The sequence below is a fragment of the Magnetospirillum sulfuroxidans genome (assembly GCF_018224925.1).
Classification (GTDB): Bacteria; Pseudomonadota; Alphaproteobacteria; order Rhodospirillales; family Magnetospirillaceae; genus Magnetospirillum; species Magnetospirillum sulfuroxidans.
This window is the reverse complement of the sequence record NZ_JAGTUF010000005.1, coordinates 164,828-177,555: the sequence shown is the minus strand read 5'-3', so window position 1 is coordinate 177,555 and position 12,728 is coordinate 164,828. Positions and strand designations below refer to the sequence as shown.

11 protein-coding genes are annotated in these 12,728 nt (G+C 63.3%); 6 read left to right on the top strand and 5 right to left on the bottom strand.

The window, feature by feature from the left end; all coding sequences use genetic code 11:
- Positions 1–21: 21 nt before the first annotated feature.
- Together KEC16_RS08255 and KEC16_RS08250 are read left to right on the top strand one after the other, a co-directional pair.
- Positions 22–1,077 (top strand): phytanoyl-CoA dioxygenase family protein, encoded by a 1,056-nt coding sequence (locus tag KEC16_RS08255; protein ID WP_211547724.1) that lies wholly within the window; start codon positions 22–24, stop codon positions 1,075–1,077.
- A 126-nt stretch (positions 1,078–1,203) separates the two neighbouring features.
- Positions 1,204–2,628: a hypothetical protein gene (locus KEC16_RS08250; protein WP_211547722.1), complete on the top strand. Its 1,425-nt coding sequence runs from the start codon at positions 1,204–1,206 to the stop codon at positions 2,626–2,628.
- A 3-nt stretch (positions 2,629–2,631) separates the two neighbouring features.
- On the opposite strand, the gene KEC16_RS08245 is transcribed toward KEC16_RS08250, so the two are convergent.
- Positions 2,632–3,651, bottom strand: coding sequence for a polyprenyl synthetase family protein (locus KEC16_RS08245; protein ID WP_211547720.1), 1,020 nt, complete (start codon positions 3,649–3,651; stop codon positions 2,632–2,634).
- Between the two features lie 165 nt (positions 3,652–3,816).
- Here KEC16_RS08245 and KEC16_RS08240 point away from each other — a divergent pair, with 165 nt between their 5' ends.
- Positions 3,817–4,521 (top strand): tRNA1(Val) (adenine(37)-N6)-methyltransferase, encoded by a 705-nt coding sequence (locus KEC16_RS08240; protein WP_249208942.1) that lies wholly within the window; start codon positions 3,817–3,819, stop codon positions 4,519–4,521.
- Here the strand turns inward: KEC16_RS08240 and KEC16_RS08235 are convergent.
- Genes KEC16_RS08235 through KEC16_RS08225 form a run of 3 tightly spaced genes read right to left on the bottom strand, consistent with a single transcriptional unit; the run spans position 4,510 to position 7,362 of the window.
- Positions 4,510–5,370, bottom strand: coding sequence for a universal stress protein (locus KEC16_RS08235; protein ID WP_211547717.1), 861 nt, complete (start codon positions 5,368–5,370; stop codon positions 4,510–4,512). The genes KEC16_RS08240 and KEC16_RS08235 overlap by 12 nt on opposite strands.
- Positions 5,371–5,416: 46 nt before the next feature.
- Positions 5,417–6,901 carry a bifunctional aminoglycoside phosphotransferase/ATP-binding protein gene (locus tag KEC16_RS08230; protein WP_211547715.1) on the bottom strand — a complete coding sequence of 495 codons (1,485 nt, stop codon included), beginning with the start codon at positions 6,899–6,901 and terminating at the stop codon, positions 5,417–5,419.
- Positions 6,898–7,362, bottom strand: coding sequence for an NUDIX hydrolase (locus KEC16_RS08225; protein ID WP_249208940.1), 465 nt, complete (start codon positions 7,360–7,362; stop codon positions 6,898–6,900). The genes KEC16_RS08230 and KEC16_RS08225 overlap by 4 nt, the downstream gene beginning before the upstream one ends.
- 40 nt (positions 7,363–7,402) lie before the next feature.
- Between KEC16_RS08225 and KEC16_RS08220 the strand changes: the two genes are divergently transcribed.
- From KEC16_RS08220 to KEC16_RS08210, 3 genes are all read left to right on the top strand, one after another.
- Positions 7,403–9,442, top strand: a complete 2,040-nt coding sequence (locus KEC16_RS08220) for a sensor histidine kinase (RefSeq protein ID WP_211547712.1) — start codon at positions 7,403–7,405, stop codon at positions 9,440–9,442.
- Positions 9,443–9,508: 66 nt separating this feature from the next.
- Positions 9,509–9,949: a response regulator gene (locus KEC16_RS08215; RefSeq protein ID WP_211547710.1), complete on the top strand. Its 441-nt coding sequence runs from the start codon at positions 9,509–9,511 to the stop codon at positions 9,947–9,949.
- Positions 9,919–11,838 carry a response regulator gene (locus KEC16_RS08210; RefSeq protein WP_249208938.1) on the top strand — a complete coding sequence of 640 codons (1,920 nt, stop codon included), beginning with the start codon at positions 9,919–9,921 and terminating at the stop codon, positions 11,836–11,838. The genes KEC16_RS08215 and KEC16_RS08210 overlap by 31 nt, the downstream gene beginning before the upstream one ends.
- A gap of 3 nt (positions 11,839–11,841) precedes the next feature.
- Here KEC16_RS08210 and KEC16_RS08205 read toward each other — a convergent pair whose 3' ends face one another.
- Positions 11,842–12,552: a response regulator gene (locus KEC16_RS08205; protein WP_211547708.1), complete on the bottom strand. Its 711-nt coding sequence runs from the start codon at positions 12,550–12,552 to the stop codon at positions 11,842–11,844.
- Between the last annotated feature and the right edge of the window lie 176 nt (positions 12,553–12,728).

The following is a 12,728-nucleotide window of genomic DNA, read 5'->3' as shown; positions in this document are numbered from 1 at the left end:
GCCAAGGGGCCGTTATGCAAGATGCGCCAGGTGGACGGCGAGGGGGGCATGATGGCGCTGGCGGAGCAACGGGAAGGTGGGAAACTGGGGGTTTTTGCCCTCAAACGTCTGTGGTCGCGTTGGCTTGGCGATCAGGCTGTCGCCGCCGAGCATGCCGCCGATGAATGGCGGACCACCCAAATCGTGTTTAGTGGTCTGGGGTTGGGACTGGAACCGACCATGCGCCATGTGTTGGGGCAGCGTCCCGATTTTGCCGCCTTCGAGGATTGGATCATCGCCAATAATGGCGGTCCGTTCGCGCCAGAGCGGATCGCACGGCTCAATGCCGCCCTGAGCGGCGCGGCGGTCCCGCCGGCGACGGCGGCGCGTCTGCACGCGATCGAAGCGGCCCCACCGGTCCTGGATGCCGATGATTTGGCCCATTGGGAACACCAGGGGTGGGTGCGATTACGCGGGGCCATCTCGCCCCAGGCGGCCCAGGCCAGTGCCGAGGTGGTGTGGCGGACCCAGGGCATGAGTCCCGACGATCCCGCTGGCTGGGGCCGCTTTGGCCCGCACCAGCAATGCGTTTTCGTCCAGATGTTCCGTCACCCGGTTTTGGATGCCAATCGCCACTCGGCCCGTATCCACAAAGCCTTCGCCCAATTGTGGGGGACCGCCGATCTGTGGCCGAGCATCGACCGTATCGGCTTTAATCCCCCGGAAAGCAGCGGTCTTCCCTTTCCTGGGCCGGGGATCCACTGGGATGTCAGTCTGGTGCAGCCCATTCCCCTGGGCATTCAGGGGGTGATCTATCTGACCGACACCGATCCCGACCAAGGGGCGTTCGCCCTGGTTCCGGGCATGCAGCGGACAATCGGTGACTGGCTGCAAACGGTGCCGGCGGGGAGAGAGCCGCGCCAGCACGCCGTCGACACCTTGACCATGACCCCCATTGGCGGGCTGGCGGGTGACATGGTGTTGTGGCACCACGCCTTGGCCCACGGCCCGACCCCTAACCGGGGATCGCGGCCGCGTCTGGTGCAGTACCTGAAGTTTTTCCCGGCTGATTTCGGCATTTGCCCAAAATGGCTGTAGGCCAGGGGCGCTGATGCAGGAGAGTCTTGGATTTTGCCGTCCATGATGGTATTTTTTACATTCACGATCATCTTGAGGTTGTGAATGGTTCTTCGCCACCCTCCGCCTCCGACAAAATTCGGCCCTGTGGCAACGCGGCCCGCTGCCACCGCCGGGCCGGCCAAACCGGTTGCGGCCGCCGCGCCCGTCTTGGCCAAGACGGTGCAGCCGAAGTTCGGATTTGAATTTCAAACCAATTGGACCGTGCGTGACCCGCTCAATTATGTCAGCCGCAAAGTCGGAATAAATTCTTTTTCCGAAATTCCGGTGTTCAAGGCGACCGCTTTGGCCAAGGGGGAAGGCTGGGCGCTGACCAATGATGGGGGCGACGCCGAATTTGTCCTTGATCCGATAGAAGAGGGGGATATTTCCCGGCTGCGTGCGGTTTTTCGCGACATGCTGGCTTTTATCCGCGACATCACCACTCTTAGCGCCAGGGGAACCAGTGTGCCGTTGTGGCAGATGCAGAATGCCACCACCCTTGGGGTTCTGGAGAAGCTGGACACCTCGGCCGGGCCGCCCTTGGCCAATCCGCAGATGACGGCGGGTATCAAAATGTCAAAGCTGCGTCATGTGATGACCGAACTGGGAAACCGACAAGGAGACCCGACGGCGACGGACATCCAATATCGTGGGGACCGGCTGGCCGTGGCCACGGTGCTAAAGGAATGCTCGCTGGCGGCGGGGGCGCAGATTACCGGTCGCTCGGCGGAATACAAATCGCTGATCGCCTTGGTGGTCAGCTATGTGGTTCTGAGTTCCCTGTGTCAGGCCTTGAGCGAGAGCATCAAGCAGATAACCTCGCTGATGAGCCGCAGCAATCTGGGAACTGCTTTTACCCAGACCAAGGAATGGGACAATCTGCCGTCCTCCCCGACCGGACAGCAGAAATTTCGCAACGGCATGCTGAAGGATGTGATCAATTCGGCGAAACGGGCAAAACGCGCATTGCACAGTGATCCCAGCGACATCAAGGAAGGACTGCAATTGTCCTTCACCGGATTGTGGGAACAGACCCGAGCAGGACCAACCATCGGCGATGTGGTCGATGGATTGATGCAGGGGCGCGATGTCTTCGCCTGGACTTACGGACGTCAGCGCATGGCCGTCGGCGGGTCATCCATGGGGTCCATGGGGATGAATAAATCGGCGCCGAACAAGACCAAGGATGATCTGATCATCATTGAATTCCGCGATTTCGTCACTCAGATTCCGTTGGCTCAATGGGCGCCTTGGGCCGAGTCGCTGGCCCGTTGGGTGCAGCACATCAATACCGGGCACGACACCGTCTTTACCGCTCATGTGGCGGCGCCGTTGGCTCCGGCGGTAAAATCGCGGATCGGCACGGCGTCGCCGGTCAAAACCGCCGGGATGTTCGCCGGCGCCCTGGCCTTGCATTTGCTGTCGCCCGTTATGCAGTTCAAGCCAATGAACCCGCTTCCACCGGCGGGGACCGGGTGGGTCTGGGCCGGCGGAGCGCGTCTTAAATTGCCGGCGGGGCGGCGGTTATAGCCGTCAATAGGCCCGGTCGATGCAGAAATCGATGACGTCGATCATCGCCTGCTTGACCGGGGTGTCGGGGAACAGGCCCAGGGCATCGCGGGCGACTTCGCCGTAATGGCGGGCGCGGGCGACGGTGTCGGCCAGGGCGCCGTGCTTTTCCATCAGGGCAATGGCCTTTTCCAGGTCGCCATCTTCTTGTTCCAGCCGCTCGACCGTGCGGCGCCAGAATTCGCGCTGTTCGTCGTCGCCACGGCGGAAGGCCAAGATGATCGGCAAGGTGATCTTGCCTTCGCGGAAATCGTCGCCGACGGTCTTGCCCAGCACGGCCTGCTTGGCCGAATAATCCAGCACGTCGTCGATCAATTGAAAAGCGATGCCGAGGTTAAGGCCATAGCCTTCCAGCGCCTCTTCCTCGACCTTGGGGCGGTCGGCGACGATGGCGCCGATGCGGCAGGCGGCGGCGAACAGGGCGGCGGTCTTCGAGCGGATGACTTCCAGATAGGAATCTTCGCTGGTGTCGGTGTCGTTGGCGGTGATCAGCTGCAACACCTCGCCCTCGGCGATGACCGAAGACGCGCGGGACAAGATGGCCAGAACCGCCAGCGAGCCGTCTTCCACCATCAATTCGAACGAGCGGGAAAACAAAAAGTCGCCGACCAGGACGCTGGCCTTGTTGCCGAACAGGGCGTTGGCCGAAGCCTGGCCCCGGCGCAAGTCCGATTCGTCCACGACGTCGTCGTGCAGCAAGGTGGCGGTATGGATGAATTCAACGCAGGCGGCCAGCTTGATATGGCGGTCGCCGTCATGCCCGGCCAACTTGGACGAGGCCAGGGTCAGCACCGGACGCAGGCGCTTGCCGCCGGCGGCGATGATGTGACCGGCCAGTTGCGGGATCAGCTCGACCGGACTATGCATGCGGTCGATGATGGTACGGTTGACCTTTTCCAGGTCGTCCTTGACCAGGGACACCAAGGTATCGAAGCTCTTGGACTTCTTGCCCCGTTCTTCTTCCAAGCTCACCACGACTGCCACTCGACCACTCCTCAAACTTTCGGTTCCCCTGCCGCAGGGTGAACATAGGCTTGCGGCGGAAACCCGGTCAAGCGTACATCAGCAAACATCTTAAGCAAAAGGTCGTGTCCCATGCCGAAGGGTGAGCCGATTCCCACCACAACGGACCAATTTTTGGGTGGAAAGTTGACCCTGCGTCAACCTCACACCGGGTATCGCGCCGGTTCCGACCCGGTGTTCCTGGCGGCGGCGGTGGCGGCCCAGGCTGGCGACAGCGTGCTTGATCTCGGCAGCGGTGTCGGGACCGCCGGGCTGTGCCTGTTGGCGCGATTGTCCGATGTCACCGTTACCGGCCTGGAATTACAGCCGCACCTGGCCGCCTTGGCCGGCGAAAACGCCGTCGCCAATGGCTTGGAACAGCGTTATCGGGTGATCGAAGGCTGCTTGACCAGCCGGCCGGCGGCGTTGCGCGGGGCGGGTTTTGATCACGTCATCACCAACCCGCCCTGGTACGAGCCGGGCACCATCCGCCCGCCGCAAGCCGACAGCAAGGCCATCGGCCATCTTGAAGGCACGGCCGATCTGGCCGTCTGGTTGAAGGCGGCGGTGAAGTACCTCAAGCCCAAGGGGCGGCTATGGCTGATCCATCGCGCGGACCATCTGGGGCGTATCCTTGCCGGTCTGGAAAAGCTGCCGGTGGGGGAAATCCGCATCCTGCCGCTGTGGCCCAAACGAAACCGCGCCGCCATCCGGGTGCTGGTGGCGGCGCGCAAGGATTCGAAAGCTCTGATGGAGATTTTGCCCGGCTTGCTGGTCCATGACGACGACAACGCCTATACGGCGGCGGCCGAGGCCGTCTTGCGCGACGGGCAACCGCTATCAGTGGCTTAGCAAGACCGGAATGTCGGCATGGGACAACACGTGGCGGGTGACGCCGCCCATGATCAGCTGACGCAGACGCGAATGGGTATAGGCCCCCATCACCAGCAGGTCGGCCATGGCGTTCTTGCAGGCATCCAGCACCGCCATGCCGGCATTGCCGCCGGCGGGAATGTCCTGGTGGCTGGCGCTGATGCCATGCCAGCCCAAAAAGGCGATCAGGTCGTCGGCGCCGGCCATGGTGTCGTGTTCATTGACGGTCAGCACGCTGACGGCTTCGGCCTGTTCCAGAATTGGCAGGGCGGCGGCGACGGCACGGCCTGATTCGGCGCTGCCGTTCCAGGCGATGACCACCCGCTTGCCCAGGGATGCCGGCATCGAGGCCGGAGCCAGCAACAGCGGCCGGCCGCTATCGAGCAAGGCGGCGTTGAGGCTGAGGCCCGAGGCATCGTCGCTGCCGGCGCCGGCATGGCCCATGACCACCAGATCGTGGACCCGGCCACGATGGGCGACGACTTCTTCTTCGCGGCCGACCACTTCGACCCAGTCGGTGGTGACGGTCGCGGCCGGCGGCGCCGCCTGCACGGCGATGCCGTGACGGGCCCGCAAATCCTCGTAGACGGCGCGGGCGGCATCGGCGCTGGCGCGCGATTGGGCCTCGGCGGCGTTCAGCATTTCCTCGACCATGGCCCCCGACATGCCTTCACCGATCAGCGGTACGGCGGTGGTGGGATCGGCCAGCACATGCAAGACGGTGACATGGGCGCTGAACAATTCAGCCAAGCGAAATGCCGCCTCCAAGGGTGCGGGCGCGGCGCCGGCTTCGGCGATGGGCGCCAGAATGGTTTTGATGGTGGACATGGCAAATCTCCCCTTAGGCTGATGATCCGATTATGCGCCTAAGCGCCTATAAGCACAACGCGGCCCGTCCCGCCGTCACGGCTTCATCCTTGGAGCCGCCGGTATGGATGCGGGACCAATCCATCGGTCCCAAATCAATGGTAAGCTGGCGGCGCAAAATGTCCACGGTGGCGTCGGACACATTGGCCTTGCGTTCCTGGATGCGTTGTTCGGCCAGTTCCGGCTCGGTCCATAGCCATAACCCGTCAAAGGGGACGCCGGCCCGCGCCGCCACCGCGGCAATGGCGGCACGTTGTTCGGGTTTGGCGAAGACCGCGTCGGCAACCACCGAATGGCCGGCGCGCAGCAGGGTTTCGCAGATGTCGTAGAGGGCGGCATACGTGCGCCGACCGGTCTTGGCATCATAGGCCTGGGGCGGCAGCCGCTCCAGCAAGCCGGCGCCGACGATCTGTTTGCGCAAGGCGTCCGAGCGCACCACCGCCGCGCCGGGGACCGCCAGGAACGGCGCCAATTCGCGGCCCATGCGCGATTTGCCGCTGCCCGACAATCCGCCCACCGCCAGCAGGCGCGGCCGGGGCGGAGACAGATAGGCCAAGGCCTCGTCCAGATAGACGGTGGCGTCGTCGGCCTGTCCCATGGCGGCGGCCACATGGGCGCGGATGGCCGCGCGCAGGCTCAGCAGCAGCGGCAGCAGCGTCACCCCCAGGTAATCGCCCGACAAATCCAGGTAATGGTTGAGGGCATGGCTGGCCAGAATGCGGGCGCCGCGATGATCCAGGTCCATCAACAAGAAGGCCAGATCGTAAAAGACGTCGATGCAGGCGATGTCTTCGGAAAACTCGATGGCATCGAACAAGGTCGGGTGGCCCTGGTACAGGCAGATGTTGCCGCAATGCAGATCGCCGTGACACCACCGCACCTTGCCATTGGCGCGGCGGCTTTCCAGCAAGGGCGTCAGCCGGACGACGGCCGCGCGCGACGCCTCGGTCAAGGATCGGGTCCTTGCCGTGGGCAGGATGTGGGCGTGGGCGGTCAGGGCGGTGGCGTTGGTGTCGATCACCCAGTTCAGGCCGGCGGCGCCGCCCTTGTCGGGACGATGCGCTGCCGCTTGGTGGGCCTGCCAGGTGGCGGCGGCCACCTGTTGGATCAAGGCGCGGTCCACCTGATTTCGCCGCAGCAATTCCGACAATAGGTCAGTTTGGCCAAAGCGGCGCATGGCCACCAGCCATTCCACCACCTCGCCGTCCCCTCCCAGACGCAGGGCGCCGTCGGCGGCGCGGGTGACGGGGGTCACGCCCAGGTAAATTTCTGGTGCGGCGTCACGATTGACGGCCAGTTCCGACAGGCAGGCGGCGTGACGCAAAGCCAGGGTGCTGAAATCCAGAAACGACAGCTTGACCGCCTTTTTCAGCTTCCAGGCTTTTTCTCCGGCCAGGAAAATCACCGAGATGTGGGTTTCCAGGCGCTCGGGCGGGGTGCCGTCATGGGTGGCGGGATCGGCGAGAAAGCGCAGCACCTCGTCTTGGCTCATGGCGCATGCCCCAGCAGGCAATCGGCAAGGCCGGGCAAGGCGTCATGGACATGTTCCAGCCGGGCGATGGCGGCGCGGTCGAACCAACCAAAGGCGGCGGCATCGCTGGCGGCGGCGCCTTCGCCGTGTCGCCATTGGCATTGCACCACCAAAATCAGGAAATGCTGACGAACCCGGCCGTCGGCGTCGCGGCGGATCATGTCGAAAACGTCGATGACGGCGCCGGCGGTGGCGATGATGCCGGTTTCCTCATGCAGTTCACGCAAAGCGGCCTGTGTCGGGCTTTCGCCGAGTTCGATCAGGCCGCCGGGCAAGCCCCAGCGGCGTGGGGGCTCTTCCTTGCTCCGCTGCACCAAGGCAAGGCGGGTGTCGCGGGTGACGGCGGCAAGGACCGCCGGCAACGGGGTGGTGGGGTAGTCGCGGTTCATGTTCGCCAGTATAGCAAGCTTGCTGGCAGGCATGGCTAGTCCTATGGTCGCGATAAAGCTTATGTAATTGGGAATGGCGTCTATCGTGATCGGCGGTCTCAGTCAGCGACTTTCCACCCGAGTGGCGGCGGCCACCTCGGCATTGGCTTTGTTTTTTGTCGTCTGCATGGGGGTCGGGGCCTGGTTGGTGGCCTCGGGGATGATGCGGGCTCAGGTCGAGCGGCAGATGGGCGAACTGGCCCAGGCGCGGGCCGTCCATGTCTCGGGGATCTTGGATACCATCGCCACCGGCATGAGCGAACGCGGCGACCGCAGCGTTGGCACCAGCGAAAATGTCCGAATCGGCGCGATCCCGGTCAACGTCCGCTATCTCGGCATGGCCGATCTGGGCGACTGGAACAAGGCGGCGATGATTTTGGGGGTCGGCGCGGGTCGGTTGTCGGCGGAAAATGGCGGCACGATCGAGATGATGCAGGCCATCAATACGGGGGTGGCCAGCCCCAGCAAGGCGTTGGTGTGGAGCGTGCGGCTGGATCATCTGACCCGGCGGCTGGCAGGAAGCCGCGGCAATGATGGCGGCCAATTGGTGGTGCGGGTCGGGGGCCGCGAAGCTTCCGCCGCTTGGGGGGAAAAGCTGACCGTCAGCTCGGTTGTCGCCGAGGCCGAGGTGATGCTTCCCAACGGTTTCGGTCGTGGTCAGATGGTCGTGCGCATCGGCGCCGACGCCGCCGATCTGGACCTGCCGTTGGGGCAATATGCTTTGTGGCTGTCGATTATCGGCGCCGCCGCCACCGCGCTGGCGGTGGCCTTGGCCACCATCACCAGCCGGCGCTTGACCCGGACCTTGTCGGGGTTGGCCGACGCCGCCACCGCCTTTGCCTTCGACGCCGGCGGCAGTGTTGATTTCCATGTCGCCGGCGATGACGAAATCGCCCGTTTGGGGAAAGCCTTTGCCGGCATGGTCGAGCGCTTGGACCAAGCTTATCGCGACCTTGATCAGCGCAGCCAGGCCTTGCTGTCCAATGCCGAGCGCGTCGCCCAGGTGGGCAGCGCCATCTGGGAGCCGGGCCAAAGCCGCCAAGTGTGGTCCGAGCAGTTCCATGCCATCTTGGGGCTTAATCCAGCCGATGTCAGCGCCAGCCGCGAAGTGTTTTTCGACCGTATTCATCCCGATGATCGAACCCGGCTGGCGACGGCGATCGATGCCGCGCTCCAGGCCGGCGGCCGCCGCGTGGTCGAAGAGTTTCGCATCATTCGCGGCGATGGCGTCGAGCGGGTGGCGCAGTTCCGAGCCGAGGTCGCCCGCGATGACGAAGGTCACCCCATCCGCGTCGATGCGACCATCCAAGACATCACCGAACGCCAGCGCATGGAAGACCAACTGGATGGGGTGGTCCGCGATCTGAAACGCTCGAACGAAGAACTTGAACAATTCGCCTATGTGGCATCACACGATCTGCGACAGCCCTTGCGTACGGTCAGGTCCTATCTGACCCTGATCGAGGATTCCATTGAGGATAAGCTGGACGACGAAACCCGTGAATTCATGGATTTCATCCGCGATGGGGTTAAGCGCATGGATGCGCTGATTACCGATCTGCTGACCTATTCCCGTGTCGGTCGCCGCGTCGCCGACGGCCCGGTGGATACCGGGCGAATGATTGATCTGTCGCTTTTGGACCTGCAAGCCGAAGTTGACGAGACCCAGGCAATCGTCGACGTTCCCGACGGCTTGCCGGTGGTCGAGGGCGATTCCGGTGAATTGACCCGCTTGTTCCAGAACCTGATCGGCAATGCGCTGAAATATCGCAATGCCGAACAGGTGCCGCACATCGCCATCAAGTGTCGGGACCTGGGGGCCTTTTGGCAATTCAGCGTCATCGACAACGGCATCGGCATTCCACCGGAACACCGCGAGCGCGCCTTTGGTATTTTTCAGCGCCTGCACGGCCGCCATGAATATGAAGGAACGGGGATTGGTCTGGCCATTTGCCGCAAGATCGTCGAACGTCAAGGCGGCGAAATCTGGGTGGAAAACACGCCAGACGGTGGCGCCACCTTCCGTTTCACTTGGCCGAAAATGCGCAGGCAGGTCACCACCTTGGGGTTGTGAATCGTAAAATTACGCTTGCGGGGCGGCGGGAATTGCCGGACCCTGTAGGCTATTGGGATGGTGGGCATGCGAAACGTCGAGGGCGGGTATCACATTTTGCTGGTGGAGGACGATCTGGCCGATGCCGGATTGGTGCGCATCGCCTTGCGCAAAGGCCGTCATGCGGTCACCTTGCACCATGCTCGGGATTCCGCCGAGGCTTTTGGCTTTTTACGTCGGATCGGCGCCAATTTCACCGAATCGCCGCGACCGCATCTGATCTTGCTCGACCTTAATTTGCCCGGCCGTTCCGGGCACGAGATTTTGCAGGAACTCAAGAACGATCCGGCCCTGCGCGGTATTCCGGTGATCGTGCTGTCCACCTCGGAAGCCGAGCGCGATATCGTTCGCAGTTACAATCTTGGCGCCAACAGCTTTATCAGCAAACCCATGGATGCCGACGAATTCGCCCATCATATCCACACGATGGAAACCTATTGGTTCGACATCGTCCGGCTTCCCGCCTGACCATGGACGCCATCCGCGTCTTGCTGTTGGAAGACGATCCCGCCGATGCCCGGCTGGTCGATCTGATGTTGCGCAAGGCGCCGCGGACGGTGTTTTCGGTGGAAATCTGCTCGAAGCTGTCCCAGGCGGTGGAACGTATCGCCCAGGGCGGGTTCAACGTCGTGCTGGCCGATCTGTCGCTGCCCGATTCCTCTGGCCTGGATACCTTGCGGGCGCTGACCGACGCCGCCCCCGACATGGCGGTGGTGGTGCTGACCGGCAACGATGACGATTCCCAGGCGATCGAGGCGTTGAAGCACGGCGCCCAGGATTATCTGGTCAAGGGGCGCGACGACGGTTTCATTCTGTCGCGGGTGGTGCGTTATGCGGTGGAGCGCAAGAACGCCGAGCAGGCCCTGCGCGAGGCCCGTGACAAGGCGGAAGCGGCGGCACAAGCCAAATCCCTGTTCCTGGCTACGGTCGGTCACGAAATTCGGACGCCGTTGAACGGCATCTTGGGCATGGCCCGGCTGTTGCTGGACACCGCCTTGGACCAACGGCAAAAGGTGTTCGCCGAAACCGTGGTGTCGTCGGGTGAATTGCTGCTGGGGCTGGTCAACGACATCTTGGACTTTTCCCGCCTGGAAGCCGATGGCCTGACCCTGGAGACCGCCGCTTTCGATCTGCTGAACATGGTCGAGGATATCCGCCTGCTGATGGCCCCGCGCGCCGCCGACAAAGGGTTGACGCTGGGCTGTCGTTTCCCGCCCGAAGTCCCGCGTGAGGTGTTGGGCGACCCGCTGCGGCTGCGTCAGGTTTTGCTCAATCTTGTCGGCAACGCCATCAAATTCACCGATCATGGTCTGGTGATGATCGCGGTGGCGCCGGTCGAGCCGCAGGGGACCGTGCGCATCACCGTGTCCGATACCGGCATCGGTATCCCCGAGGAAGCCCGCGACATCTTGTTTCAGGAATTCAGCCAGGCCGATTCGTCGGTGGCGCGGCGCTATGGCGGGGCCGGTCTGGGACTGGCCATCTGCAAGCGTCTGGTCACCCTGATGGGCGGTGAAATCGGCTTTGACAGCCACCCCGGCAGCGGCACGCAATTTTGGTTCCAGATTCCCTTCGCCGATCCTCAGGGGCAGTCGATCGCAAAGCCGCCAGTGGAAATTCAGACCATGCTGCCGCAACTGGTGCTGCTGGTCGATGACAATGCCGTCAATTTGCAGGTCGCCTCGGGTTTGCTGGAACGTCACGGTCATCAGGCGGTTACCGCCGCCGATGGCCCCACCGCCCTGGAACTGGCCCGCCATCGCCGTTTCGACCTGATTTTGCTGGATAAGCACATGCCCGACATGGATGGGTTGGAAGTAGCGCGGCGGCTGCGCGCCCTTCCCGGCGCCGATCCGGCGCAGCATATCTGGCTCTTGACCGCCAATCCGGTGGAACAGGACGTGCGCGCCTGGCGCGAAGCCGGCATCGACGGCTGTCTGGCCAAACCGTTCCGGGTCGAAGAGGTCGCCGGCATCATGGCTGGCGGGACCGCGGCAGGCCAACGGCAATCAAGCAGTGGGCCGGCCCTGGTCAATCTGCCCGATTTGCTGGCCGATCTGCGCGACCTTGGCCATGAACGCATGCGCGGGCTGGTCGATCTGTTCGGGCGTTCCTCGGTTCAGGATCTGGAGGCGGCGTTGATCCGGGCCGCCGCCGACGATCTGGAGGGGTTGGCGTCGCCGGTGCATCGGTTGGCCTCGGCTGCCTCGAGCCTGCATCTGTTGGCCTTGGCCGCCCGCTGCCGGGCCATCGAGAACGCGGCCCGCGCCCGCGACGGCAGCGCCTTGGATCTGGCCAAGGATTTGAGCGAATTGTGGGACCGTTCGCTCAAGGCGCTTAACGAAGTGGTGGTTTAGGAGCTAAGCTCCAGCCAAGCGATAGCCGATACCGTGAACGGTGACGATGATCGCCGGGTGCTTGGGGTCGGCTTCGATCTTGCGGCGCAAGCGACCGACCAGCACGTCGATGGTGCGGTCGATCACCGCTTCGCCGTCATGCTGGGTCAGGTCCAACAACTGGTCGCGGGTCAAGGCCCGCCCGGCATTGCGGGCCAGCGCGGCCAGCACGTCGAATTCGCCGCGGGTCAGGCGTACCGCCTCGCCCTGGGCGGAAATCAGCTGGCGGGCGTCGCAATCAAGTTTCCAGCCGGAAAATGTATAGACGCCGCTGGCCTGACGCTCGGCCGCCATGGACGGGGCAACGCGGCGGATCAGGTTACGGACCCGTACCGCCAGTTCCCGCGCGTTGAACGGTTTGGTGATGTAATCATCGGCCCCCAATTCCAGGCCGACGATGCGGTCGGTTTCGTCCTGGCGGGCGGTCACCAAGATGATTCCGACCGATGATTTGGCCCGCAGATCGCGGGCCAGGATCAGGCCGCTTTCATCCGGCAAATTAATATCGAGCAAAACGACGTCGGGAACCGTGCGCGAAACGATGGCGCGCATGTCGCGGGCGTCGGCCGCCTCGCTGACCTGGAAGCCCTCGGAAATGAGGTGAGCGGCCAGCTTCGCACGGGTGACCGGTTCATCCTCGACGATCAGGACATGCGCTTTGGCTGGTCCGTTCACCGTTTTTCTCCCTCTCTACCGGCAGGTGTTTACACCTTGTTCACACCGTGTTTCACACGAATTCAAGCACACCCGATATTCCATTGAAAGGGGCGAGTTATAACTAGCCCCACGAATTGAGGAGGTCCAGCGTGACAATATCCACGCAACACGACCACAGAGCCGTTTCCCGGAAC